The sequence below is a fragment of the Natronoglycomyces albus genome, assembly GCF_016925535.1.
GTDB classification, from domain to species: Bacteria; Actinomycetota; Actinomycetes; order Mycobacteriales; family Micromonosporaceae; genus Natronoglycomyces; species Natronoglycomyces albus.
Map to the genome: position 1 here is coordinate 1039569 of NZ_CP070496.1, position 25890 is coordinate 1065458.

At 62.0% G+C, this 25890-nt stretch carries 24 protein-coding genes; 13 read left to right on the forward strand and 11 right to left on the reverse strand.

The window, feature by feature from the left end; genetic code table 11:
- Nucleotides 1-77: 77 nt before the first annotated feature.
- The 10 genes from JQS30_RS04410 to JQS30_RS04455 all read left to right on the forward strand — a co-directional run bounded on the left by JQS30_RS04410 (nt 78) and on the right by JQS30_RS04455 (nt 8763).
- Nucleotides 78-299, forward strand: a complete 222-nt coding sequence (locus JQS30_RS04410; RefSeq protein WP_213172173.1) for an AtpZ/AtpI family protein — start codon at nt 78-80, stop codon at nt 297-299.
- Nucleotides 300-326: 27 nt separating this feature from the next.
- On the forward strand, nt 327-1136 hold the full coding sequence (gene atpB, locus JQS30_RS04415; protein WP_246498049.1) for a F0F1 ATP synthase subunit A: 810 nt from the start codon (nt 327-329) through the stop codon (nt 1134-1136).
- Between the two features lie 91 nt (nt 1137-1227).
- The gene (locus tag JQS30_RS04420; RefSeq protein WP_213172174.1) at nt 1228-1437 is read left to right on the forward strand and encodes an ATP synthase subunit c family protein; all 210 of its coding nucleotides are present in this window, start codon (nt 1228-1230) and stop codon (nt 1435-1437) included.
- A gap of 21 nt (nt 1438-1458) precedes the next feature.
- Nucleotides 1459-2001, forward strand: coding sequence for a F0F1 ATP synthase subunit B (locus tag JQS30_RS04425; protein WP_213172175.1), 543 nt, complete (start codon nt 1459-1461; stop codon nt 1999-2001).
- Nucleotides 2001-2822, forward strand: coding sequence for a F0F1 ATP synthase subunit delta (locus JQS30_RS04430; protein ID WP_213172176.1), 822 nt, complete (start codon nt 2001-2003; stop codon nt 2820-2822). The genes JQS30_RS04425 and JQS30_RS04430 overlap by 1 nt, the downstream gene beginning before the upstream one ends.
- A gap of 48 nt (nt 2823-2870) precedes the next feature.
- On the forward strand, nt 2871-4508 hold the full coding sequence (gene atpA / locus JQS30_RS04435; protein ID WP_213172177.1) for a F0F1 ATP synthase subunit alpha: 1638 nt from the start codon (nt 2871-2873) through the stop codon (nt 4506-4508).
- Between the two features lie 3 nt (nt 4509-4511).
- Nucleotides 4512-5447 (forward strand): F0F1 ATP synthase subunit gamma, encoded by a 936-nt coding sequence (locus JQS30_RS04440; protein ID WP_213172178.1) that lies wholly within the window; start codon nt 4512-4514, stop codon nt 5445-5447.
- 2 nt (nt 5448-5449) lie between these two features.
- Nucleotides 5450-6877 carry a F0F1 ATP synthase subunit beta gene (gene atpD, locus JQS30_RS04445; RefSeq protein ID WP_213172179.1) on the forward strand — a complete coding sequence of 476 codons (1428 nt, stop codon included), beginning with the start codon at nt 5450-5452 and terminating at the stop codon, nt 6875-6877.
- 245 nt (nt 6878-7122) lie between these two features.
- Nucleotides 7123-7968 carry a hypothetical protein gene (locus JQS30_RS04450; protein ID WP_213172180.1) on the forward strand — a complete coding sequence of 282 codons (846 nt, stop codon included), beginning with the start codon at nt 7123-7125 and terminating at the stop codon, nt 7966-7968.
- Between the two features lie 279 nt (nt 7969-8247).
- Entirely contained in the window at nt 8248-8763 is a 516-nt protein-coding gene (locus JQS30_RS04455) for a hypothetical protein (protein WP_213172181.1), read from the forward strand.
- Nucleotides 8764-8812: 49 nt separating this feature from the next.
- On the opposite strand, the gene JQS30_RS04460 is transcribed toward JQS30_RS04455, so the two are convergent.
- Entirely contained in the window at nt 8813-9727 is a 915-nt protein-coding gene (locus tag JQS30_RS04460) for a glycosyltransferase family 2 protein (RefSeq protein WP_246498050.1), read from the reverse strand.
- A complete protein-coding gene (locus tag JQS30_RS04465; RefSeq protein WP_246498051.1) occupies nt 9724-10911 on the reverse strand; it encodes a sulfotransferase in 1188 nt (395 codons plus the stop codon). The genes JQS30_RS04460 and JQS30_RS04465 overlap by 4 nt, the downstream gene beginning before the upstream one ends.
- A 437-nt stretch (nt 10912-11348) precedes the next feature.
- Between JQS30_RS04465 and JQS30_RS04470 the strand changes: the two genes are divergently transcribed.
- Nucleotides 11349-12182, forward strand: a complete 834-nt coding sequence (locus JQS30_RS04470) for a WecB/TagA/CpsF family glycosyltransferase (RefSeq protein WP_213172182.1) — start codon at nt 11349-11351, stop codon at nt 12180-12182.
- Between the two features lie 77 nt (nt 12183-12259).
- Here JQS30_RS04470 and JQS30_RS04475 read toward each other — a convergent pair whose 3' ends face one another.
- From JQS30_RS04475 to JQS30_RS04500, 6 genes are all read right to left on the reverse strand, one after another.
- On the reverse strand, nt 12260-13021 hold the full coding sequence (locus tag JQS30_RS04475) for a class I SAM-dependent methyltransferase (protein WP_213172183.1): 762 nt from the start codon (nt 13019-13021) through the stop codon (nt 12260-12262).
- 125 nt (nt 13022-13146) lie between these two features.
- Entirely contained in the window at nt 13147-14736 is a 1590-nt protein-coding gene (locus JQS30_RS04480; RefSeq protein ID WP_213172184.1) for an oligosaccharide flippase family protein, read from the reverse strand.
- Complete coding sequence (locus JQS30_RS04485) at nt 14733-15611, reverse strand: sulfotransferase domain-containing protein (protein ID WP_246498052.1); 879 nt, start codon at nt 15609-15611, stop codon at nt 14733-14735. The genes JQS30_RS04480 and JQS30_RS04485 overlap by 4 nt, the downstream gene beginning before the upstream one ends.
- A complete protein-coding gene (locus JQS30_RS04490; RefSeq protein WP_213172185.1) occupies nt 15611-16864 on the reverse strand; it encodes a hypothetical protein in 1254 nt (417 codons plus the stop codon). The genes JQS30_RS04485 and JQS30_RS04490 overlap by 1 nt, the downstream gene beginning before the upstream one ends.
- A complete protein-coding gene (locus tag JQS30_RS04495) occupies nt 16861-18354 on the reverse strand; it encodes a hypothetical protein (RefSeq protein WP_213172186.1) in 1494 nt (497 codons plus the stop codon). Before JQS30_RS04495 ends, JQS30_RS04490 begins: the two co-directional genes overlap by 4 nt.
- 1 nt (nt 18355) lies before the next feature.
- A complete protein-coding gene (locus JQS30_RS04500) occupies nt 18356-20263 on the reverse strand; it encodes a Wzz/FepE/Etk N-terminal domain-containing protein (protein WP_213172187.1) in 1908 nt (635 codons plus the stop codon).
- Nucleotides 20264-20962: 699 nt separating this feature from the next.
- Between JQS30_RS04500 and JQS30_RS04505 the strand changes: the two genes are divergently transcribed.
- Nucleotides 20963-23038 (forward strand): glycosyl hydrolase, encoded by a 2076-nt coding sequence (locus JQS30_RS04505; RefSeq protein WP_213172188.1) that lies wholly within the window; start codon nt 20963-20965, stop codon nt 23036-23038.
- Between the two features lie 43 nt (nt 23039-23081).
- On the opposite strand, the gene JQS30_RS04510 is transcribed toward JQS30_RS04505, so the two are convergent.
- From JQS30_RS04510 to JQS30_RS04520, 3 genes are read right to left on the reverse strand one after another with little or no spacing between them, the layout of a single operon-like run.
- Nucleotides 23082-23651 (reverse strand): DNA-3-methyladenine glycosylase, encoded by a 570-nt coding sequence (locus JQS30_RS04510; RefSeq protein ID WP_246498053.1) that lies wholly within the window; start codon nt 23649-23651, stop codon nt 23082-23084.
- A 4-nt stretch (nt 23652-23655) separates the two neighbouring features.
- The gene (locus tag JQS30_RS04515; RefSeq protein ID WP_213172190.1) at nt 23656-24234 is read right to left on the reverse strand and encodes a DUF3515 family protein; all 579 of its coding nucleotides are present in this window, start codon (nt 24232-24234) and stop codon (nt 23656-23658) included.
- A gap of 44 nt (nt 24235-24278) precedes the next feature.
- Nucleotides 24279-24512, reverse strand: coding sequence for an Lrp/AsnC family transcriptional regulator (locus tag JQS30_RS04520; RefSeq protein WP_213172191.1), 234 nt, complete (start codon nt 24510-24512; stop codon nt 24279-24281).
- 268 nt (nt 24513-24780) lie between these two features.
- Between JQS30_RS04520 and JQS30_RS04525 the strand changes: the two genes are divergently transcribed.
- On the forward strand, nt 24781-25752 hold the full coding sequence (locus tag JQS30_RS04525) for a thiamine-phosphate kinase (RefSeq protein ID WP_246498054.1): 972 nt from the start codon (nt 24781-24783) through the stop codon (nt 25750-25752).
- The last annotated feature ends 138 nt before the right edge of the window (nt 25753-25890 follow it).

The following is a 25890-nucleotide window of genomic DNA, read 5'->3' on the forward strand; positions in this document are numbered from 1 at the left end:
GATGTTGACAACGCGCTCCCCTCGGCGGTAGGGGTGACGTTTGGCCAGGCGGCCATAGCTGCTAATGTCGCCTCAGCATGACCGAAAACAGCTCCCCCAATTCAAGCCCACCCGGTGGTGGCGGCGATCTCGGATATCGCGCGCTTGGCTACCTGCTGTCGGGAATTCTGTTCTGGGGTGGGTTGGGTTACTTGCTGGATTCCTGGCTCGACTGGCCGGGCTTCGGCTTGTTGACCGGAATGCTCATCGGAGCCGCTGGAGGGGTTTACCTCGTCATGCGGCAGATGGACAGTAGTTAACCACATTGATGTGAGAGGCGTGACCCGGTGACCAACTCTGGCATGGTGATGGCCGACGGGCTGCATTTCCCTCCCGGAACTGACGAATTCATTTTCAGGGACTGGTTTCCAGCTCTTTCCGATACGATCTTGGCCAATACGATCACCACGATCACGTTCATTGTGTGGGCCTCAGTGGGCATCATCATGGGACTGTTTCTGTGGGCATATCGTCGGCCGCAGCTGGTCCCGACTCGCCGTCAGTGGCTTGCTGAAAGTGCCTACGGGTTCATTCGAAACAGCGTAGCAATCGATCTTATGGGAAAGAAGTACGGAGTTCGTTTCGCTCCGTATTTGGCAACCCTGTTCTTGTTTATCGCTTTCACAAACCTGTTCGGTATCATCCCCGGTATTCAAATTTCGGCGAACGCGCATATCGCGTTCCCCCTGATGCTCGGGGTGGCATCGTGGCTTCTTTACAACCTTGTCGGAATCCGAAAGTTCGGCTTCTTCAGGTACCTCAAGAACACCTGTGTCCCACCAGGAGTGCCGTGGCCGGTCCTCATCCTCCTGGTCCCCATCGAATTCTTCACCAACCTGATCCTGCGGCCCTTTACGCTGGCACTGCGTCTTTTCGCTGCCATGTTCGCTGGCCACTTGATCCTGCTGGTGTTCATCCTCGGTGGGTTCACGATGTTGCAAGCAGACAACTTCTTGGTGCAAGGTCTGAGCGTCTTCTCATTCTTGATGGCGATCGCCTTTACGTTCTTCGAACTGTTCATCATGTTGCTGCAGGCCTACATCTTCACCCTGTTGACGGCCCTATATGTCCAGGGTGCCATTAGCGAAGAGCACTGATAACGAGTCAGTTCGCTCTTTCCACAGATTTCCGAATAACACATTCGTGTGCGTGACGGACACGCCACGCTGATCACTAGGAGAAAACCTAATGGAAGGTAGCCTCAACGTCATCGGTTACGGCATCGCCGCGATCGGCCCCGCGTTCGGTGTTGCTCTTATCTTCGCCGCCTGGATCACCGCGACGGCCCGTCAGCCCGAGTCTGCTGGTCTGACTCGTCCGATGCTGTTCATGGGCTTCGCAATGGTCGAGGTTCTGGCCCTGTTCGGCCTGGTCCTCGCCTTCGTCATTGGCGCGTAACAACTAACCACCGGAGCACTCATGACTCTCGCTGCAGGAGAAGGCGGCATTCTCTTTCCGATCTGGCAAGAGATCGTCGTTGGAATCATCGCCTTCGGCCTACTGTGCTTCGTGCTTATGAAGTTCGTCTTCCCCAAGATGGAAGAAACCTTCGAAGCGCGAGTCGAGGCCATTGAGGGCGGCATAGCAAAAGCTGAAAAGGCCCAAGAGGACGCCAACCGGCTGCTGGAGGAGTACCGCCAGAAGTTGGCCGACGCCCAGTCCGAGGCCGCCGCGATTCGCGACGAGGCTCGGGCAGACGCGGTGTCCGCCAAGGAGGAAATCCTTACGAACGCCCGAGACGAAGCTTCCCGCATCATCTCGGCCGGTAACGCTCAGCTCGACGCCTCCCGGCAGCAGCTGTTGCGTGAGCTGCGCGGTGAAGTTGGCACTCTCGCGGTTGACCTGGCAAGCAAGATCGTGGGCGAGTCTCTCGCCTCCGAGGCTAGTAGTGCCCAGACGGTCGACCGTTTCCTCTCGGAGCTGGAAACTGACCGTGACCAGACTGCGAGTGGAGCGCGCTAATGTCACTGACTGGACGCGAAAGCATCGAGGCCGGCCAGGTGGCGCTGGAGGAATTCTCCCGCACCGCCGACGCCGCGCAGATTGCCGAATGCGCTGACGAACTGCTGGCGGTGACTCGTTTTCTCGCCGACCAGCCTCGGCTGCGTCGCGCCCTGTCCGACCCTGCTCGGGACGCATCCGACCGGCAGGGACTGGCGCGAACTCTGATTGGTGGCCACATTGGTTCGGGGGCCGCGTCTGTGGTTGCCGAACTGGTCAAAGGTCGCTGGGGCAGCGCCGGAGAACTGCTGAACGGGGTTGAGTCCCTGGCGATCTCCGGTCTGCTTGAGGCCGGGTCCGCCGAGGGCAATCTCGCCGAAATCGAAGACCAGCTGTTTCGTTTTAAGCAGGTGGTTGACGGGGACAACGAGTTGTCCGGCACGTTGGGTTCCTCTGGGCCAGGCGCGGAAGGTCGCGCCTACCTGGTGGGGAAGTTGCTGGATGGCAAGGCCAACCCGGTCACGGTCAAACTCGCGGCAGCCGCCGCCTACGGAATCGGGGGCCGGTCTTTCCTGGCCGCCCTCGAACACCTGGTGGAGGCCGCTGCGGCCAAGCGGGAGGAGCGGGTCGCCTATGTGACTGTCGCCCGTCCGCTGTCCGAAGAGGATGAACGCAAACTCGCGGCGAAATTGACGCTTCTCTACGGCATGCCCGTAGGCGTCAAGCTCACCGTAGACCCGTCCATCGTGGGTGGGATTCGCGTACAGGTCGGTTCCGACCTGTACGACGGCACAGTCGAACGTCGACTGACCGAGGCCCGCCTAACCCTGGCCGGACGATAGATCCAGCCGGTAAAACTTCTACACACAGAAACTGAGGGATGTGACAAGATGGCCGAGCTGACCATCTCCTCCGACGAGATTCGTAGTGCGCTTGACGACTACATCTCGTCGTACCGGCCGGAGATCTCTAAAGAAGAGATCGGTGTCGTCACCACGGCCGGAGACGGAATCGCCATTGTCGAGGGACTTCCTTCGACCATGGCCAACGAGCTGTTGGAATTCGAAGGCGGGGTGATGGGCATTGCCCAGAACCTCGACGTTCGCGACATCGGTGTCGTGCTGCTGGGTGACTTTACGAAGGTCGCCGAGGGCCAGCCGGTCAAGCGGACCGGCCGCGTGCTGTCGGTTCCAGTCGGTGACAAGTTCCTGGGCCGCGTCGTAAACGCCTTGGGCGAGCCGATTGACGACCTGGGCGACATCGAGTCCGAAGGCAGCCGTGAACTGGAGCTACAGGCTCCAAACGTTATGGCCCGCCAGAGTGTTAGCGAGCCGCTCGAAACCGGTATCAAGGCCATCGACGCGATGACCCCGATCGGTCGCGGTCAGCGTCAGCTGATCATCGGTGACCGTAAGACCGGTAAGACGCAGGTCGCGATCGACACGATCATCAACCAGAAGGCCCACTGGGAGTCGGGCGACCCCCAGAAGCAGGTTCGCTGCATCTACGTCGCCGTCGGCCAGAAGGCCTCCACCGTCGCCGGTGTCAAGGGCATGCTCCAAGCCCACGGCGCGATGGAATACACCACGATCGTCTCGGCTTCGGCCGAGGACCCGGCCGGACAGAAGTTCCTGGCTCCCTTCACCGGTTCGGCCATCGGCCAGCACTGGATGTACGGCGGCAAGCACGTCCTGATCATCTTCGATGACCTGTCGAAGCAGGCCGAGGCCTACCGCACCGTGTCGCTGCTGCTGCGCCGCCCCCCGGGCCGCGAAGCCTTCCCCGGTGACGTCTTCTACCTGCACTCGCGTCTCCTTGAACGCTGCGCCAAGCTCTCCGATGAGCTCGGCGGCGGTTCGATGACCGGTCTGCCGATCATTGAGACCAAGGCGGGCGACGTGTCGGCCTACATTCCGACCAACGTCATCTCCATCACCGACGGCCAGGTCTACCTTGAAGAGGGCCTGTTCAACTCGGGTGTGCGTCCGGCGATCAACGTCGGTACGTCCGTCTCCCGTGTCGGTGGCGCGGCCCAGAAGAAGGGCATGCGTAGCGTGGCCGGTTCGCTGCGGCTGGACCTGGCTCAGTACCGCGAGCTGGAAGCGTTCGCCGCTTTCGCCTCCGACCTGGACGCCGCTTCGCGCGCTCAGCTGGACCGTGGTCTGCGCATGGTCGAACTGCTCAAGCAGGGAGTGGCCGAGCCGTTCCCGATGGGCGAGGAGACCATCTCCATTTGGGCCGGTACCTCCGGTTCGCTGGACGACATTCCAGTGGGCGAGGTCCGTCGCTTCGAGGGCGAGTTCCTCTCCTACGTGCGTCACAACCACGCGGACCTCATCGACCAGCTGGGCGAGAACGTCAAGGTGGCCGGGGAACTGGAGACTTCGCTGGAGAACGCCATCGCCAAGTTCAAGAAGCTGTTCTTGGCCAAGTCCGACTCGATCAACGTCAACGAGGCCCCCGAGGAAGCCCTAGAGGGCGACGTCGAGGCCGAGTCCGTCAAGCGCGTCGTACCGAAGAGGGGTTAAGCCATGGCTGCGCAGCTACGTGTGCTGCGGCAGCGGCTGAAATCCACCCAGTCGATCAAAAAGATCACTAAGGCGATGGAACTGGTCGCGACCAGCCGCATCGCTAAAGCCCAAGACCGGGTGGCAGCCTCGCTGCCGTATGCGAAGGCCATCACTGACGTGATGACGTCTCTGGCGTCCAACGCGTCGGTCAACCACCCTTTGTTGCAACCGCGGGCAACGGTGCGTCGAGCTGGCGTGCTGGTCGTGACCAGTGACAAGGGCATGTGTGGCGGTTACAACTACAACGCCATCAAGACGGCGGAGAAGTTGGTCACGCGCCTCACCGAAGAGGGCAAGGTCCCGGTGCTGTATGTGACCGGCCGCAAGGGCGTCACGTACTACCAGTTCCGTAACCGGGAAATCGAGCAATCGTGGACCGGCATTTCAGAACAGCCAAAGGTCGAAGACGCGCAGGAGATCACCAAGACTCTGCTCAGTGCGTTCCTGGCCGGTTCTGCGGGGGATGCCAGTGAGATATCTGGCGGTACCCTGGGAATCGACGAACTGCACATTGTCCAGACCAAGTTCAAGTCTCTGCTGACGCAGACTCCCGAGCCCCGGCAACTCGCCCCACTTGAGGTCGAGGAAGTCGAGGCCGACGAGATGCCCGAAACGGTGTTGCTCCCGGACTATGAGTTCGAGCCCAACCCTGAGCAGTTGCTGGACGCCCTATTGCCGAAGTACATCACCACCCGGGTGTATGCGGCGTTGATTGACTCGGCAGCCTCTGAGTCGGCGTCTCGACGCCGCGCGATGAAGGCGGCGACCGATAACGCCGATGACATGATCAAGTCCCTGAAGCGGGAGTCCAACGCGGCCCGTCAGGCGGAGATCACCCAGGAGATCAGCGAAATCGTGGGCGGTGCGAGTGCATTGGCCGCGGCAGGAAGTGAGTAACGATGACTAGCACCGCAGGAGTGGGGCGCGTCGTGCGGGTCATTGGGCCCGTCGTGGACGTAGAGTTCCCCCGCAACGCGATTCCCGAAATCTATTATGCCCTCAAGGCCGACATCACCTATGGCGGCGAGAGCCACACCATCACCTTTGAGGTTGCGCAGCACCTGGGCGACAACCGCATCCGGGCGATCTGTATGCAGCCCACCGATGGTCTGGTCCGTGGCACCGAAGTGCGCAACACCGGGGCCACCATTCAGGTGCCCGTTGGTGATGGCATCAAGGGCCACGTGTTCAACGCCCTGGGTGAGTGCCTGAACCTCGAAGAAGGCGAAGAGCTGGAAATCGAGGACACCTGGTCGATTCACCGTAAGGCGCCGCCGTTTGCTCAGTTGGAGCCGCAAACGGAGATGCTGGAGACCGGCATCAAGGTCATTGACCTGCTGGCCCCGTACGTCAAGGGTGGAAAGATCGGTCTGTTCGGTGGTGCCGGTGTCGGTAAGACCGTTCTGATCCAGGAAATGATCATCCGGGTTGCCGAGAACTTCGGTGGTTCGTCGGTCTTCGCCGGTGTCGGTGAGCGTACCCGTGAAGGTAACGACCTGATCGCCGAAATGAGCGAAGCGGGCGTGCTGGAGAAGACCTCGCTGGTGTTCGGCCAGATGGACGAGCCGCCGGGAACGCGTCTGCGAGTGGCCCTGTCGGCTCTGACGATGGCGGAGTACTTCCGCGACGTCAAGAACCAGGAAGTGTTGCTCTTCATCGACAACATCTTCCGGTTCACTCAGGCCGGTTCCGAGGTTTCGGCCCTGCTGGGTCGTATGCCTTCGGCGGTGGGTTACCAGCCGACGCTGGCTGACGAGATGGGTGTGCTGCAGGAGCGTATTACGTCGCTGCGCGGTAAGTCCATTACGTCGATGCAGGCCGTTTACGTGCCCGCCGACGACTACACCGACCCGGCCCCGTTCGCGGCGTTCACGCACTTGGACGCCACGACGAACCTGGAGCGCAAGATCTCCGACAAGGGCATCTACCCGGCGGTGGACCCGCTGGCCTCGTCCTCGCGAATCTTGGAGCCCGAGGTTGTGGGCGATGAGCACTACGCGGTGGCCTTCGAGGTGAAGCGGATTCTGCAGAAGTACAACGAGCTGCAGGACATCATCGCGATTCTGGGTATGGACGAGCTCAGCGAAGAGGACAAGGTCACTGTGGCCCGTGCTCGCCGTATTGAGCGCTTCCTGTCGCAGAACACCTACGCGGCCAAGCAGTTCACCGGCGTTGACGGCTCCTTTGTGACCGTCAAGGAGACGGTGGAAGCCTTCAAGAAGATCGCCGAGGGTGAGTACGACCACTTCCCCGAGCAGGCATTCTTCATGTGTGGTGGTCTCGAAGACCTGCACCGCAAGGAAGAGGAAATGCGTCAGAAGGCCTAATTCGACCGCCGAGCTTGGCAGTTGAGGCCCGCAAGACATAAAAAGAATCGGCCCGCACCACTGACACGTGGTCGGGCCGATTCCTTTTATGTACGGTGGGGACGGTTAGATGACATGTACTGACATAGCGGTCGCACCTGCGGTCGTTCCCCGGGGCGTCACGGGTTCCAACGACGCAGCTACCTCCAGCTTTTTAAGGGGCAACTATTTTTAAGCGCATTTCAGCTGTCACGGCCGCGGGACTATTGGTCCTCACTGCCTGTTCGGGCGATGAGGAGGAGGCGGACACGTCCACGGAGTTGCCGACGCTTGGCGAGATCATTGAAATGGAGCGTGAGGTCTGGGAGTTCGCCGAGGCGTACACGGTTGATTGCATGGACGACATGGGCCTCTCCTACCAGGAGCGGGACTTCCCCGACGAGGAGCTGTTTGTTCCATTGGGGCAGCCCGCGGACCTCAGCGGCGTGCCGTTCGAGATCTCCTTTCCTCCGGAAGAGGCGCAGGAGAAGGGCTTTGGTGTCTACGACCGTCTGGTGCGGGAGATCGAGCGTGAGGGGGGCGTCTTCTTCGACCCGAATGAAGAGGTCGTCGAAGAAATGTCTGATGAGGAGGCCGCCGAGTGGACGATGGCGCTGCACGGTAACCCTGAGTCTGGCATTATCGGCTGCCGTAGTACGGCCGAGGAGGAGGCTTACGCGGCCCAGGGGTCAAACATGCTGGAGATTCAGGAAACGTTCCAGTTCATGCAGCAAGCGATCGCGTCGGACCCGCGTATCGAGTCGGTATGGGGCGAGTGGTCGACCTGTGTGGGCGAGGCGGACTATGAGGCCGAGAGCATCGAGGCGCTGGTGGGCCAGTTCGACCAGGAAGCGGAGCGGCTCTTCGACGAGGCTGAGGCCGAAGGCGAAGAGGTATCCCAGGAAGACCTGGAGACTTTTCGGAACAGTGAACTCGACGCGGCTCTAGTGAGCGCGGAGTGCTTCCAAGAGGTCGAGGACACCTATAGCGACATCGTCGCCGATGCGAAAAACGCGGCAACTTCCCACGCCGACCCCAACCAGCCGGGGTTGGAAGACTTCTTGAACGAATAGTTCAAGAAGCTGGGGCTCTGTTTGAACGAATAGTTCAAGAAGCTGGGGCTCTGTTTGAACGACTAGTTCAAGAAGCGGGGGCTCTGTTTGAACGAGTAGTTCAGGATCAGTTGGCCTGGTTTGCAGGAGCTTTGCGAGCTCAAGGGACTGGCCGGAGGCCTGTTAGTGCGCACGCTGCGCTGCGCACTCCGATTCCTACGTGGCGACAAGAAGACGGCGCTACTGCTGGTATTGCTTTTTCGTTCTACCAACGTTGACTTCGGGCATTCTCATTCAAGTGTGGGACATGGCATTGGCCCCCGGTGGCCCGTCCGATGTTCGCGATGGGGCCACGGCGACTACTTTGTCGGCACCGACGATATCGAAGCGTTGCAATCGGAGCTTTTTGTTGCAGCCCAGACGCTGCCGTGCTGGCGCGGTACGACTGCTTTTACGCTGGATCAGCGCCTGCGGATGGTGGAATATCAGGATTGCGATATCGAGGACCCGCTGGTGGAAAACTTGCACCTCGTGCGTGATGGCCGGGCGGCTACGGATGCGAACGAGGTGGCAGTCAGCTTGACTTATGCCGCGCAACATGGTGTCAACGTTGGTGACCCGATTGAAGTCGGGGTGCCTTTGGATGCCAGAGACGTCGTGGGCGCTGTAGCTGGCCTCGTGCCTGTCACTGCCGTGACGGTCGCAATGGAGAACATGGTGTGGGACGTTTCGCCAGTTCCCTTCGGGATTTTGGTCGGTGCCGCCCTGGTGAGCGCTGGGGCTGCCTGGTTGTTCACCCCTGGTTTGCGAACATAATGAACGTTGCCCCGCCAGCGGAGGCTCGACGGGGCAACGTGGGCAAAGGTCAGATCCCGCGACCCTTTTTGTGGAGGGCGCGCATCATGGTCGGCACTTTCACCAGGCCGCTGGCCGCAACCGTGGCCAGGGCCGAACGCGGTTCCGACCAGTTGGTCCGTGTGGCCTTCGCCGCCCACCGTAGGGCTTCGATTCGGTCGCCAACTGCGGCGTGCCAGCAGGCCAGCTGCCCATAGACGCGGGCTGCCCCGACTGGACACCCGTGAATCTCCGGGTGACGATCCAGCATCCATTGCAACGAGGAAATCTTGGTGTCCCACCGGGTCTCAAAGTGGGAACCCATCCAGTTGACCAACGCCAACGGCTGGTCGACATGGGCGATGTCTCGGCGGCGGGCCGCTCGCAGCAGCATGTCCCAGTCTTCGTTTTGGCTACCGGGAGCATCTTCGGCGACCAGACCCAAACCACCTTGGAGTGCTGTGCGCCGAAAGAGAAACGTCGAGGAGTGCAGCATCATCATCCGTGAGCGCAGCAGGTCAATGTGCCGGACCATGCTCGTGCCCGCCAAACGCGGGGTCCGAGTGCCCTCGTAACTGACTTCGATGGCCGCGGTGCACATTTCCGCCGACGTGCCCAGCGCGGCTACCTGTGCGGTCAGCTTGCCGGGCAACCACTCGTCATCGTCGTCAAGAAACGCCACCAGCTCGGTGTCGAGCGCCGCGATGCCGGTGTTGCGGGCCCCGGCCAGACCGGGCGTACGTGAGTTCTTGACAACCCGGACGGGACGCTCGCCCTGGCAGATGAGAGTTTCGTCGGGCTTGGCGCGGTCGAAGACGATGACGACTTCGAGGCGACCGGGGTAGAACTGTTCGAGAACTGAACGCAGAGCCGCTCGCATGAGTTCGGGTCGCTGATGGGTTGGAATCACCACTCCGACCGAAGGCCAGATTGACACGTCGCTCATTGCCCCTCGCCTCCTCGTGAACCAGCTGAGACTTCCTGCCCAGCCTGATCGGGGTGGTCGCCTTCGTCTTCGTGTTCCGCCTGGTCATATAGCGGCCGGTCATGATGGACGTTTGTGTGGCGATCGCTGACCGGGATCGTTATGTCAGACATTCGGGGAGAGTCATCGTGAGCCGGGGCTTCCTGGGAAGGGATCGATTGTGACGGCTCCTCGTCGTCGAGGTACCCGTAGCGGCCCAACAATGGGCGCGTCAACGTCGAGACAATGCGTTTGCTACCGCTGGGCATTGCCTCGGTCCACGATTCGTCATGCAACAGGGGAATACGCCCGACGGTGAACCGCATCGGGTTACCCGCCGCAGAGTGGCTGGGGCCCAGATCGGCGAAGCCATCCTCGATGAAGGTGATGTCCTCTTCGGTCGTATCGGGGAACCCGGCGAAGCGCGCCAACGAAGCCACCACCTTGCGCGGGCGTTCCATCAACCGTTCGTAGCGGACTCGCCTGACCGGTACACCTCGCCGGCCCAACAGGCTAAACGCGGCGTTCTGCGCGTTCCACAGGATCGCGGCCTTCGTCGGAGAATACTGGGTCATGTTCTCGCCGGACTTCGACTCAGGACGGCGCACCTGTTTGGTCCACGAGTAGGCCACGCCGCGCGCGTCACGCACCACATGCAGGACTCGGAGGTCGATATTGGGGCACCAACGCAAGCAATATGCGAGGGAAGCGTGTTTGGAGGAGTCGATGATGACCTTTGAATTGGTGTCGCGAGCCACCGCCGTGTAGATCTGCTCAAAGTACGTCGCGTACTCCTTCACCAGTTGATACTGGTTCTCGGCCAGCTTCTTGGAGGCCAAGGCGGGGATGTGGCGAGTCCGATCCACGGTGGACCGTAGCGCCGCGACGCGCTCGACATCGACATTCTCCCAGCCACCGAACGCGGACGCACCGATGCGCTGCCAAAACTCGCAATAGGAAAACGTCGCTCCACAGGCGCACATCTCGTCGCCTATGAGATCGCGTTCCCACAAATGCGTGATCTCGCCGAGTGGGAAGACGCCGGGTAGCTGACCGAGAAGGCGTTCCAGCAAAGTCGTGCCACTGCGGCCCAACCCTCCAATGAACAACACCCGCACCTTGTCCGTGCCGTCGGTATGCTCCTGATCGCCCACTTTGACGCTCACTGAAACGGTCCCCCTTGTGTTGTGTGGCCTGCTGTGCACTGATGTCTGACGCTGCGATGCCAGATCTACTCACCTATGCGGCCGCCGTCCTCGCCTTGATCGCCAAGCCTCCGAACACCCATGGCGGTTGACCACGTCGAAAACCAGCACCCCTTGCGCGGTTGGGCTATCAACCGTGGTGGCAGAAGAAGTGGCCTTCGGCTACGCCGTCGACAATGCCTCGGGGCAGTGTCGCGAGGCATTGACGTAAGGCGTCGGCACGGAATGATTCCGCCTACTAATGCGGTATCGACAGGGTTGGACGCGTTCGTGTGAACCTGGCGTGGCGCGCGGCTCGCAATGCGCACACATACCTAACGAGTGACCCCACCCCAGAAGACACGCCCAACAGACGAAAAACCAAAAAAAGTGCCGGAGGCCGCCTAATGTGAGCAGGCATGTCACACCCATACGCTCCCAAACGGCGGCCCGAGCCCCACCTGAGGCGGGCTCGCCTGCCGATCGGATCCGGTCTATACCTGGATATCGACAACGTCACCTCCGATGCGGTGCTGGCACAGGTCTTCGCCTCATTGGAGGAGGGAAGCGGTGGACATATCGTCACCCCAAATGTGGACATCCTCGCTCAAGCACGACGCAGCGACGAAGCCCGCGAGTTGATCGCCCAAGCCGACCTGGTGGTCGCCGACGGAGCGCCCCTCGTGTGGGCCTCACGCCTGTCACGCCAGCCGCTTCCCGAACGAGTGGCTGGCTCCGACCTGATCTGGGCGTTGAGCGCGGCCGCCTCCGCAGAAGGGCGAAGTGTTGCCCTCCTGGGAGGCACCCCAGACCCGGAGGCGACCCCCACCAGCCAAGCCGTCACGGTGCTGCAAAACGCATACCCTGGCCTGAAAACAGTGGGGGCATGGTGCCCACCGATCGGTTTCGATCTCGACCGGCAGCAATGGCGGCAGTTGGTAGACGAGATGGTCGTGGCCAATCCCGACATCGTCATGGTGGGGTTGGGTTTCCCCAAACAGGAACGAGTGATCCGTCGTCTGCGCGCCGACCTGCCGCACACGTGGTTCATCGGCTGCGGGGCCAGCATCGACTTCGTGGCGGAATACCGCAAGCGCGCCCCGAAATGGATGCAGCGCAGCGGGCTCGAATGGGTCCACCGGATGGCATCGGAACCGCGACGGCTCGTGCGTCGTTACGCCATGGTGGGGATTCCACAGGCGGCAAAGTTGATGTGGGGAGCCTGGAAGCTACGCCGGAGAAATCGGCCCTAGTGCCATCCGGTAGCCCCTCGCCACATCGGACTCATACCGAACTGGATTCAGCCCGTCCGAATCTGGCCCCAAACCCATCAGGCCTTACGGCGAGCCACATACATGACGTCGGTCGCCAGGCGCGACAGCAACGAAGACGACGTTGCCACCCTGTCGACGGCCCGTGACATCCACGCCAGCGGGGCGTTCCGGTAACAGCCCTGAGTAACCATCGTGAATCCCTGCAACGCCACCAGCTCGAAATCGTGCCGGTCCAAGAGATCTCGCACACAGGCGTGGGACAACTCAGAGAACCAGTCGCGGGTGTCCAGCCGCCCAAACACTGCCCGCAAGTGCCGCAGCGACGCGGCGTTGCCGTGGTTTTCCAGGATGAGGAATCCCGACGACGCGTCCGGGAGCATCTCGGCGGCGAACTTCATCACCCGATCGCGCACTGTCGCGTCCACATTCAACAAAATGCGAAATGCCGTCACGAGGGCGGCCCGGTCGCTATGTTCGCCGACGATTGATTCACGCCTAGGCAGCGGACCCGACTCCCCGATAAGGTGAAGGGCCCCAGGCGAGTCCAACTGACGGGCCTTCGCCAGCATCGCCTCAGAGGTGTCGTAGCCGTGAGAAGCGACCACCTCGTTTTCGATCATGCGCATGGCACGCCCCGTGCCACAGGCGAAATCGTGATGGACCGGAGCCAGCGGGAAAGCCGACCTGACGAAACCACGCAGCCACTTCTCCTGGCGTCGACTGACAATCGAGGAGAAACTTCCGGGTGCGTAAGTGTTCTCCGCGTATTTCGCCACCGCCACCGGGTCCTGAAAGACCTGGGTATAGTCCGTGCGCATGTCGTGCTGTTCCTCCTGCGTCAATGGGCATCGGGGTCGGTCCTCGGCGGGCGACTCGCTCGCAGACCAAGGGAGAGCCGGGTCGTCGCAACAGCGACGACGGCCCTCGGACCGATCGCGTGGTCTCACTGCCTTCGCCACCGACAGTGATATCGGTCAGCGGCCACGCTCAGTTTTCGCCGTGTGTGTGAACCCCTTGCTAAAAGTATGCGGCTGCGAAGACGCCAAATAGCGGAAAGCCACACCGCCGAGGCCAAAAACAACGCTGTGGGAACCAAGAATTGCGCCCACCCGTGGGGAGCCACCAGCATCACCGTCATCGGAACCACCCCAAATACCGTCGCCGTGGCGGCCAACATCGTCGAAGTCTCCTTGCCGAACGGATGCAGCCGGTAGGTGACCGTGAGCTGGAGCAGTGGAATCGCGTTGTTGACCAGTACCGCCGCCGCCCACGCCGCCGCCGCGCCAGCGATTCCCCACACGGGAATCAGCCACAGGTTCAACCCAATATTGACCACCAGCGCGGCCAACACGTTGTACAACTGCCAGGAGGTCTTTCCCGCCATGGCCAATACCGAATCCACCACCCCACACGCGGAGGCCATGAGCATCGCCGAGGCCAAAATCCACACCACCAGTCGCGCCGAGTCGGACACATACTCACCGCCGAACAAATGCAGATACCAGTCCACCAAAACCATCACCGCGAAGTAGCCCGGCCAAGTCAGCGCCACAATCCATGCCGTCGACGTCTGATAGAGCCGACGAGCCAGGTCGTATTCGGATTCCGCCATCGCCGCGGCGATCCGAGGCTGGATGGCGGTCCCGATCGCGCTGGCGGCCATCTGCCCAACGATGACGAACCGAGTGGCGACGGTGTACACGGCGGCCTCAGCGAGTCCCAGCATCGCGCCGACCAGGATGATGTCCAGCCGCTGCAACGCCAGTTGTCCCACCGAGGCCAGCGCGCGAGGAGCGGTGAAGCCCCAGAAGGCACCTCGTCCTACCCGGTCGGGAAAATCACGGCGGCGTCGACTTCCGCGTTGCCATTGCCGGTACAAACACCATGCGGCCAAGACTGCCGCCGGGATAAACGGTAGGGCCCACGCGGCGGTCACGGATGTGGCGGTGGCGGGTAGGAATAGAACGACCGCGGCGAGCGCCCCCAACTGCATGCCGGTTCGGCCCAGCCGGTCGATGAGGACAGTGGGGCGCATCTGATTGAAGCCACGGGTTCCGGCTAGCAACGTTTCCAGCAAGACTGCGGCTGGGAAGGCGATGGCCAGTACGCGGACCAGGCTTTCGGGAGTAGACCACCAGTCGGCCAAGAGTGGAGCCCAAGTCCACAGGCCAGCACTCACCGTGAACGCCAATGCCGTGATTGGCGCCAGTGCTAGCCACAGGGCGGAGGTGAGGGCCGCGTGCCGTTTCTTTCGGCGTAGTCGCGCCACCCAGTAGACGACCCCGGTGGGGGTGCCTAGCCGGGCTACGGCGGCGATGATGAGGAAGGCCGAGGTCGCGGTGAAGAACGCGCCAGCGGTTTGAGGCGGCAACGAATAGGCGACCAACCAGGTGATGAGAAGGCCGCCGAGGCCCGCCGCAGCCGCTCCGGCGAGGTTCCACAGCCCGCCGCGCGCCGTTTGTTTGAGCTGGCGCTGAGTGCGAACGGTGTTGTCGCGGCAGGGACGGGCCTCGGAGTCGAGAGTATTGGTCATCGTCGCCAACTGGGAGCCTTGCCCAGCCACGAAACGAGGCGGCGGTCGTGCGGTTCATAGTGTTCGGACAGCCGCAAACGCAGTTCCTCGGGCAGCGGCGAGGGACGGCCCCGGGCGTTGTGCTGACCGAAATCTATCTCACCCAGCCACGGTAGTTGCAAGAAGCGCAGCACCGAGTCGAAGGTGTCTTCTGGATCGGTGAAGAAGTCCCCGCTGTCGAGGGTGAGAATGTGTTCGCGAGGTATGTGCTCGGCCAGCCGGTCGAGGTAGTCGGCGTAGTGTCCACGTGCGATATAGCCGTGGTGCTGGTGGGAAAAGGAGTAGTAGCCGCTGTCGCGTCGCAGCCGTGCCTCTTCCCCCTTGAGTCGTTGGCCCTCAGCGCCGATGGCTTCGGTGAAGTCGTCTAGGTCCTCGAAACCGCGCGCGACTTCGTGCGCGTGGTGAGAATAGGCGCGTTCAACTGGATCGCGGACGAGCACGATGATCTTGACGCCGGGAAGGTCCTTGGCGATGCGGGCGGCGGCCCGTGGGTGATACAGATAGTACGGGCTGGACTCGAAGGCTACCGGTGAGACTCCGGTGTGGTCTCCAATGCGAGTGGCGGTGGCACGAGTGGGAAAGTGAGCCCGATACCAGTCCAGCCCCTTGTGGTAGGACGTGTCGAAATAGTGCACTCCTTTGTGCAGGATCGCTTTGAGAACCACTGGATGCGAGGCCAGGGCCCGGTACAGCGAGGTGGTGCCACATCGTTGGCCCCCGCAGATGAGCAGACCGGGCAACATACGGCGCGAAGCCGTGAGCCGACCATAAGTGCGGCTGGAGTGGTGCACAAGGTGCTTGACCGGTTCGGGGATGTTGTCACGCAATGTTGCCACTAGGCACTCCTTTTCGCTACGTGTCGTAGCAGAGTTGGCAGCAGCCACTGCCCAAGCGCACCTAGGGCGGCTCCTGCCTGTTCTTGTCGATCAGTGAGATAACGGGCCGCCAAGTCCACCAAATACAACAAAACGGTGGGCCGGGCTTGCCCGGGGAGCAGCCCGAAGGGAGCCAGATGCTGATTGGCCTGGGAGATGAGGTTCAGCACGGCGGTAGTCGGGTCGCAACCTTGGGAGATGATGTCGGTTTGCAACCGGTGGTGCAACAAGTCGAATCCAAGCGGGACATCGGTGTCGAACCTTTCCCAGTCCCAGATGTAGAGCTCCTCGGGCGCGGCGGAAGTGTTCCATTCGGTCCAATCGCCATGCCATGCCCCGAAGGTGAGCTTCTGGTGCGACAGCTCGCGGATAAGGTCATCGGCCGCGTCGGTGAGCGTGGTCGTATCGGCCTCGCCACGCTTGGCGAGCAGGTGCAGCCGCTGCGTCAGCCGCGCCAGATAGGGGCTGTAGGCCAGGCGGTACTCGGCGGTGCCGAACTTCGTCGCTAGGGTCCGCATGCATGAATGAAGGCGGGCTTCGGAGCAGAATGCGGGCTTGTGCCAGGCAGGAAGCGCCTCGGTGACGAGCACGGTGAACTCATTCCACTGGCCGTGGTGCAACAAACGCGGTACCCGCAGCCCAGGCAATTCAGGGCCAGTGGCCAGCTGACGCAAGGCGGAGGCCTCGGCGTCGACCAGATCGCGAGTCAAGTCGTTGACTCCGATTTTCACAAACGCGACAGTCTGGCTGCTCTCATTGAGAACTTGGAGCACCGGCTTGCGGTTGGCACGGGCCGGGCCGATGTGGACGGTGACATGTATGTCTGCCCACCCCTGGTCGACGAGGGCGCTGGACAAATAGCCGTTAATGCTCTCGGCACTGGCGGGATCGGGGTGAGACAAGTGCAACCGATGGGGCAACAGCAGCCGGTCAAGCCCTAGACACAAAGCGGCCGCGGCGGCGTCGCGTTTAAGGCGGGCCATGCGCGTTGACGGGCGCGAATAGCGCATGAGAGCGGTGGCGGCCAGGCGGCGTGAAGCCGATGGAATGAGCACGCGCGGTTTGCGGCGGCTCGGCACGACCACATATGAACGGGAGGCCTCGCCGGGACTCGTCGCACTACTCCAGGGGGCTGGGTAGAGCTGGTTAATGACTTCGGTCAGATAGCTGGCCCGTCGCTCCACATCGTCGTGAGTGGCTACTTGTTCGCTCATGATGATCGTTCCCCGCTGCTGTGTTGGTGCTGAAATGTGGTGCCGATACGCGCCGAGGCATCCTTTTCCCTCCTGAGAGCTGGACGGTCTCGGAATCGGTCGGCTGGTGGGGCGTCGAGGTCCGGTGTGGCTTGTCGGGCTGGCGCATGGTGGTTGGCCGCTAGCACGACATAACTGAGGAGAGTCAAAAGCAGGGGAGTGACGAGAGCGTTGTAGTAGAACATCGACGTCAGTGACATGAGGATGACCGTTGAGCCCACGATGCCAATCAAGCTGTGGTCGGTGCGAAAGTGCCACAGCACCGCCACGAGGAAGGCCAAATACATGGCCAAACCGGCCAGACCATGGGCGAACAGCACCTGCCACAGCTGGCCATTACCGCCTAGCGTGCGATTGCCGCAACGCGGACAATCGACAGTCGGACCCACGGCGATTGAGGTACCAGATCCCAGCGTGTTACGGGTCGAACCGAAACCCAAGATGGGTGAGTGATTGATTGTGGTCTCGACTGCCGTTTGGGAGGCGAAGGCCCGTCCGTCATCAGAATGCGGGTTGTCGAAACGGGACGCCACCAATGTTCCCAGCGGTGTGGCCACAATTATCACGCCGGTGAGTACGGTGACTGCGGCCAGCGACAGCATTGCCTGCGGCCGTCCGCTCATGAGCAGCCGCAACGCGATGAACGCGGCGGCGATCGCCAGGTTGAACCACAGCCCCCGGTTCATCGAATAGATCATCGGAACCAGCGACAGGACGAGGCAGCAGAGCGCGAAGAACCGCAACTTGGTCGAGGTGGGAAAGAAGAACACGGCGACGACCAGCCACGGAAACAGAATCCCGAAATTATTGCCCCACGTGTTCGTATATCCCCATGGCGCAGCCGGACGGGGGCTCTCGTAGCCCAGAAAGGTCATTACCTGCGCTGAGGTCGGCCGTACGAGTGATTGCACGAAACCGTCCGCGGTGATGCTGGCGGGAAGTAGCGCTTCGACCGGTGAGGTGTATTCGAAGTAGCCAAACAGCGTCCCCAGGAATCCCCCCGCCACTGTCACGACGAACAACCACGCCAGCAGATTGATAAGGCGCCGAAGTGGATAGCGGCCAGTGACGATGACGTTGTAGGCGTAGAGAGCGACCACCGTGACCGCGAGGTAGAACACGAGCCGATAGCCCGCGCCCGGAAGGCGAGAGACAAATGAGGCCTCCACCGTTCCCGGCGGAGTCAGCGGCAGGGTCGACAGTGACATGAGGACAACCCCGAGAAAAGCCAGCCACAGCCCAAACGCGGGCGGGAAAAGGACCGGCCGCTGGCGCGACAACATCAGCGTCATTGGTACCGCTAGCAGGGGGACGATAAGCACACCCATCCCCAGGGCCCACCACAATGGATAGAAGAGCAGCAGCCATGTCAAAATGCTGCCCTCGCCGCGCAATAGCGGCGGCCTCGGCCGTAGCAGCGACGGATTCCCGGCGATCGTCGTAGCCGGCACGTCAGGGCCTGTCGTTGGTCAGCGAGCGCTGATCTCCTTGAGGGTGGCCACCGTAGGAGCTCCCGGGCCCCGTCTGTGAGCCTTCGGGCCGTGACGGCTGCTCACCCGAACCAGGCTGCCCGCCCGGCGATGGACGAGCGCCATTGGAGGAGCCAGGTCCACCCTGGATGGGCCTTTGAGTAGCCGTGGCGCGACCCGCGTACCGGGCCTGGCCTCCTCGCCCTACCGCGTCTTCGGCATCGAACGCCTCCGCGTCGAAACCGAGCGAGGCTAGCGAACCTGGAGCTGACGAGGGACCCGATGGGCGTTGCTGGGAGGCAGGATCGATGTCATCGGCAGTGTTCGCAACCTGTGCGAGCTGATCCGGCTTAGGGTCAGATTCCCATTGGGCGGCCATCGCCCCCAACTGGTTGGGGAATACGACCGCCCCAAGCAGATCCACCCCAATCTGACGCAACGAGTTAGCTGACTCACGGATATCGCTGATGCGGTCCTTACCCTGTTGAACCGTCACAATGACCGCGTCCGCATGGCTGGCCAGCAGTTGCCCATCCGCCGAGCACGTCAGTGGTGGAGCTTCCACTAGAACGTATCGGTTCAAAGACCGCAAACGAGTGAAGGTCTGCGATACTAGGTCGCTGGTGGGGCCCGCGGCGCTGGCGGCGGCACCGGGCCCCACCACAGCTAGCCCCTTTTGCCTTCCGGCCTCAAACATCGCATCGAGCAAATCGACCCGGCGAGACCACACGTCCGACAATCCCGGTACTTCGGTGGCGTTGAGCAACTCCGGCAGTCCGACAGTGGTCGAGGGATTGCCTGCCACAACAGCGGTTTGGTCGCCGGAACGGGCCAGGGCCGCCCCCAAGTTTCCAGCGAGGATGCTGGCAGTCGGCCCCGGCGAAGTCCCGAGAATGACGATGACTTTTTCGGTGCCGCGCAGCTGGGAGGTGATCGCGGTACGCAGCTGGCCCATGACGCGACCTCCGGGCCCATACGCTCCGAAGATTTCCCGACGTGGAAACTTCACCGAGGAGGGGATGGTGGCCAGAGCGGGCAGGTCGCACTTGTGCTCCAGGTCTGATGTGTGCCACAACCGTCGCGCGAATAGGTGTCGCGTCCACGCGAGAGTCAGACCGAGCAGTCCGCCGACGGTTGCCGCACCGGCCAAGTTGAGAATCAGATTGGGAGACGTGGGGGAGGTGGGCTGAATGGGTGTGGAGATGACGCGGCCGGTCGACACAGCGGCGGAGGCTGACTCCAACGCGGCGTGTTCGCCAGTCAGGTCCGAGATCTGACCGTTGATGGAGTCACGACTTGATTCGAGTTGGCGTCGTTCGTTGTCGTCGTCGGGGCCCAGTGCTGACAGTCGCTCGGACAGGGCGTCGGAGTCGGCTCGCAGTTCATCGATGCGTTCGCTGACTGTGGACGCCTCCGATTCCAGGTGCGAGCGGGCGGAGGACTCCCGGTAGTCGAGGTAGGCCTGACTAAACGCGACCGTGCCAGCGTAGGCGGCGGTGGGAGTTTCGGCGGAGAAGGAAATCTCGAGCACAGATGTGTTTGGTGGCACTTGTACGCGGACCTTCTCGGCCAATGCTCGTGGGTCGGAGGTGACGGCCACGCCCTCCTCGGCGATGTAGACGGCGGCGAGTTGGGCGATTTCGGTGGAACTGACCAGTTGGGCCTCGGTGTCGAGGTTGACGCCGCCGGAGGTGCGGGCTCCGGTGACGGAGGTGTCGACGTTGCTGGGCAGCACGAGAACCGATGCCTGCGATTCATAGACGGGCGAAGCCAATGCGGTGTAGGCGGCCCCTGTTCCCAGCGAGAGGACTAGAGCAAGCACGATGACCCACCAGCTGCGACGCAGGATGGATATGTAGTCGGTCAAGGTCTGGGCTGCTGGGGTCTTCACACTGGAGCCTTTCCGCGGTTCTGAGAGTTCAGGCCGGTGATGTGGACTCGAGAGGCGGGCCAGGCTGCGTCGCCGATCGGTCCTCAGGAGGCACGCCGTTTTTGGGCTCTCCGTTGGCAGCCTGGGCTCGGCTGCAGCACACCCGAGTAGGCCTCTTCGCTGGCTTTAACGAGGGAGGAAACGAAAAGGTCACGGTCTGGGGGTTGATTGCGAATCAGCTAGGGGCGAACGGGTGAGGTCGTGACTGAAAGCGCCGGTGATGAGTGGCGATTGTTCGGTGCCTCAAGAGCGGACTGCGTGATCGCAGAGGCCGCGGAGGGGGATAGGTGAGAAATGTTCACGCAAGGGCCCCACATAAATCGTCGCAAAAGGTATAGCGCGTAGGAATCGCATTGGCTGGGGTGGTGAGAGCTTGGTGCCTCAGGTCGACGCAAAAGGCACCTGCTGTACTTTTATCGGTCCATTGTGCGCCGATAATGTCGTCAGCTATGGACTTGTCCTTGTCGGTACCAGCGGGTAAGTCTTCGACGAATGTATGCAATGCGTAAGGGCGGTGTGAGCGCCTCAAGCGGTGAGTTCGCCCATGTTTTCACAATAAATGCTACTAAAGAGTCAAAATATTGATAAATCGACAAATTTATCTTTATCTATGGAAAGCTATGTTCCCTCGCGAAAGGCAGTTTAAGGGGAGCATGGATCATGAACATCTCGGAGACCACCCCGACCACAACCACCACCCCTGGCCCTGCCTGGCCTTCGGCGCGAGGTTTCATCAGCATTCTAGCGACGATTCCGATCGCCATCACATCTTTCGCAATTGGCTTTGGCGTCGGCACCAATCACGACGGGGAGGGCACCGTCAACTATGAGTGGGCGCAAATCGGTCCTGGCGAAGCCCTTCTCGATGCCGACCTCGCCACCTACTCCGCCTCAAAGATCACCGAGTCCGCCCCAGTCGCACCATCGGATTTGCCGGTGGGATTCACCGACCACCTAGGGGTATCGGTCGCCTTTGTCACCTTCACCGTCAATGCCGAGCACGTCCACGACGACGCGGAATTTGAACTCATCACCCCCTTTGCCGAAAGACTGCCCGAAGGCTCGTCGAAACTCATCGAAGCCACCTCAGTCGACCCGGGGATATGCACCTGCAACCTAACCCCCGACGTGCTACCGCGTTTCGGCCGCACCCACGACACCGTCGCCGTTGACGAGGAATCGACTGCGGCGATACTCGACGTCAGCAGTGCCATCAGCGAAGCGGGCGAGTACGGATTCGCCATCACCACCAGCTCTGATGACTCTTCAGTGGTTCTCAATGGCATCACCGGACACGAGCACGGCCCGAGCCTGCGCGTCAGCCACGGTGCTGAGGAACCCGATGCCCCGGCTACCCCAGGACCCTGGCCCATACCGTTCCAAGAACCCACCGGCGAATCGACCACGGAGGAGCCCGCGTCCGAGTCTCCCTCCAGCGAGCCAGCCACCGATGCGCCCACGACCCAGCCGAATGCCGAAGACCCCGTCTCGGAGAGTCCCACGGCGCCAGACCGCGGCTCACTGTTCTCACCGCGCGACGAACCGACCGCCGACCCGTCCGATGAACCGACCACGACGCCCAGCGAGGACCCGACCGGGGAACCGACTTCTGACCCGTCCGATGAACCGACCACGACGCCCAGCGAGGACCCGACCGGGGAACCGACCGCCGACCCGTCCGATGAACCGACCACGACGCCCAGCGAGGACCCGACCGACGAACCCACGGGCGGACCCGTTGACGACCCGCCTCCTAGCGACCCCGTCACCGATGAGCCACAAAATGACCTCGCCGACTGCCGAATTGGCGAGAAGCTCGTGCCCACCTGCGGCGCCCTCGTCGGCGTTGCCCCGGCCGCCCACACCGGTCTGCCTCGCTATTCCTCACTATTGGAATTTGAGGAGACCGTCCAGCGCACCCAACACATTCACCACGCCTATGAACGCTCCGACGACGCGGTCTTTCCCAACGAGGAACTGGTACAGATCGCCTCCGACCCCGACAACCCGCGGCTGCTCTTTATCAACTGGAAGCCGCAAATAACCTCCTGGGCGAACATCGCCGCAGGAAACGACCGCGTCGACGCCTACCTTGACGAGCTGGCCGAACACCTCACCACCGAATACACAGACCCGTTCTTCTTCACAGTCCACCATGAACCGGAGAACAACGTGCGTCCCCAACCCGGGTCAGGCTGGGAAGCGGCCGACTATGCCGCCATGTATCGATATGTCATCGAGTACCTTCGCGACAAAGGCGTGGAAAACCTCGTCACGGTCATGAACTACATGGCCTATCTGCGCTGGGTCGAGCCCGAATGGCATGCCGATCTCTACCCAGGCGACGACATCATCGACTGGATTGGCTGGAGCACCTACGGGCACTCCGACCCCACCAGCCATGGCCACGCGGACTTCGCCGACATCGTCAACCGCCAGGCCGAGGGCTACCAGTGGCCCGGCTACTACAACTGGTCGGCCACAACCTATCCGGACAAGCCGATCATGCTGGCCGAATGGGGTGTCTTCTACCACGAATCTCGACCACAGCACCAAGGAGAAGTATTCCGATCCACCGGCCCCCAGCTCAGTCACTTTCCCCGGGTGAAGGCCATCGTGTACTTTGACTCGCCCAACGCCGAGGGACGCGACTCGCGGGTCAACGTTCGCGAAGACAACCTAAGCGACTTCCGTCGACTCATGCAGCACCGGCACTTTGACGTCAGCCTCAACTGACCCAAGCCGTACCAAGTCGATCCCACGGAGAAAACGAGGACTCTTATGGAGTGGCCGAGGAATGCCGCCGATAGGCCGATACAAACCGGTCGTCGGTGATCCAAAACCGCCACGGGGTGTCGGCGGCATTGGCCACCCCGACTCGCGGCCCGACGGAGATGCCCTCGATTGGGTCTCCGGCAGTCACCGAGTCCAGATAGTCGCTACCGTCGTCCTCGCGAGTCCACCCCATCGCCTGAGCCAGCCGAGCTGGACCGCGCGCCAAATTTCGAAACGGTACGGCGTTACCCCGGCGCTTCCACGCGACGTCGAGGCCGTCCACGACCTCCCCCGACCGCAGCAACACACCCGCGCCACGTCCCTCGTCCTCACACGTCAAATTCCCGCAAAAGTGCATTCCATAGGTGAAATAGACGTACAGGTGGCCAGGAGGGCCGAACATGGTGCGCCGGGCCCTCGTCGGCCCCTTGAAAGAATGCGAGGCCGGATCTGATTGGTCGTACGCCTCGACTTCGGTAATACGCACCGCGACCGGGCCCGACCGCACCACACAACCCAGCAGGCGCGGCGCGACCTGAGAGGCGGGCGCGCGAAAAAACTCTCGCGGCAGCACCGATCTAGGACCCGCAACCGGTCGGTGCCTCGTCAGCGGCCGGAACCGCGTCCGCCACCACGGGCGAAAGTACCGACACCTTTTCACCGGATTGCTCATAAACGGCTGGAACCTCAACTCGCACCGGGACCTCACGGTCCACACTGGTCCACACATGCGCCTCAGAGCCCTCGTCGACGAACCAACACACCTGGCCCCAGCGGTAGACCAGATCCGTATCGGCGACCTCTACCTCATCGACGCCGCACGTCATGACAATCGCCGGGTCGCCCCAAGCGGCCGAGAGCTCGGCGGCGCTGGCAGCGGAGACGTCGTTGCTGGCTTCGACTGGCCGTGAGGGCAGGTCGGTCAATTCGGAGGGAGACTTCGCCAACAGCGCCCGGCAAATCACCTCGACGTGGTCGTCCTCGACTACAGGCACATCCACCTGAACAGGAGACAAATCCGCCTCCGCATCGACATCACTAACCGAGGTTGACGACGAAATTCCCTGGTAGACGCCATATCCGGCGAGCAACATGACGGGAATGGCCACGATGGTGGCGATCCAGAACGGCGCACGCAGCGAGGAGGAAGTTGACATGGCACCCCTTTGTACGGGCCCGCTGAGCGTGAGGCGCGAACGGCCTACTGCCGCAACACCGGACACGTCAACGTGCGAGAAATTCCCTTAACTTGTTGGACTTTACTGATAACCAACTCGCCCAAATCACCAACGGTGGCCGCTTCGGTGAGAGCGACCACGTCATAGGGACCTGTCACCGGGTTCGCATGCACCACTCCGGGGATCTGGCGCAGCTGCTCGGCTACCGCGTACAGGGACCCCACCTCGGTTTGGATGAGGATAAACGCCTGGACCATCGTTAGGCTCCTTTGCCTTTACCGCCATTGTCTTGAGCAAACACTGTTGCAGCCGACACTGTCACAGCCAACGTCATCGCAAAAGTAGTTGGCCCAGCTGATCGGTCCCGACGACGGGTCGACACTGCCGCTTCGCGCGGCCCATTCGTAGGGCCACCTTCAGCAGTGACACGCGGTCTCGGTACTTTTCGGCGGGGCGAGTCGCCAAAGTCGCAGCAGTTGAGCGAAGATTACACCGAGACAACCGCGCAGTCTATGAGGAGCAGTTGTGACCGAAACTGTCGGCGATGTCGGTGAATTCGGAATGATCGACCACGTCACCGCCTATTTTCCCGCCACGCCCGAAGTGGAACTGGGGCCTGGCGACGATGCCGCCGTGCTCAATACGGCCAGCGGGAACGTCGTCGCCTGTACCGACATGCTGGTCGTCGGCCGACACTTCCGCACCGATTGGTGCACCGGCGAGGATGTCGGTCACCGAGCGGCTGCCGCGAATTTCGCCGATATCGCCGCGATGGGGGCCCGTCCCACAGCGTTGCTAGTGGCCGTCAGCGTGCCAGCGGATCTGCCGCTGGATTGGGTCAAGGGGCTGGCCGCTGGTTTGGCCGCCGAAGCCTCCCAGCTGGGAGCCGCAGTTATTGGCGGAGACACCACCTCTGGTGAACAGCTCACCATCTCGGTTACGGCCCTCGGCGACCTCCAAGGGCGAAAGCCAGTGAAGCGGTCCGGGGCCAAGCCCGGAGACATTGTGGCCCTGGCGGGACGCCAAGGCTGGGCGGCCGCCGGATACACGGTGCTGTCGCGGGGATTCCGTTCGCCGGGCGCTCTGGTCGGCGCGTACCGGCGGCCTGAAGTGCCCTACGAGGCCGGTCCGTCCGCCGCCGTTATGGGTGCCACTGCCATGATCGACCTCTCGGACGGGCTGCTAGCCGACCTCGGTCACATCGCCAAGGCCTCGCAAGTGTGGATGGATCTAGACAGCACTGCCTTCGTCGTGCCCGACCACATGCGCAACGCCGGTGAAGCACTCGGCGTTAATCCATACGAGTGGATCTTCGCTGGAGGCGACGACCACGCGCTGCTAGCCACGTTCCCGCCGGACGTTCTGCTGCCCGACCAATGGCAGCGCATCGGAGTCGTCAGCGCCGGACAGGCCGGCTGGGTCACGGTCAACGGTGAGCCTTGGCAGGGCAATAAGGGCTGGGAACATTTCTCCAAGCCCGACCCGACGCTGTCATAGGCCTCGGTGGCTGCCATTTCCGAGGCTGAGAAAGAGAAACCACGCAGCCAGATTTCTGGCACGACAATAGGCCCCCGGGGAACCCGGGGGCCTATTAAAGTCTTTTCACCGCGAACCGAGGCAACCCCTGGATGCGGC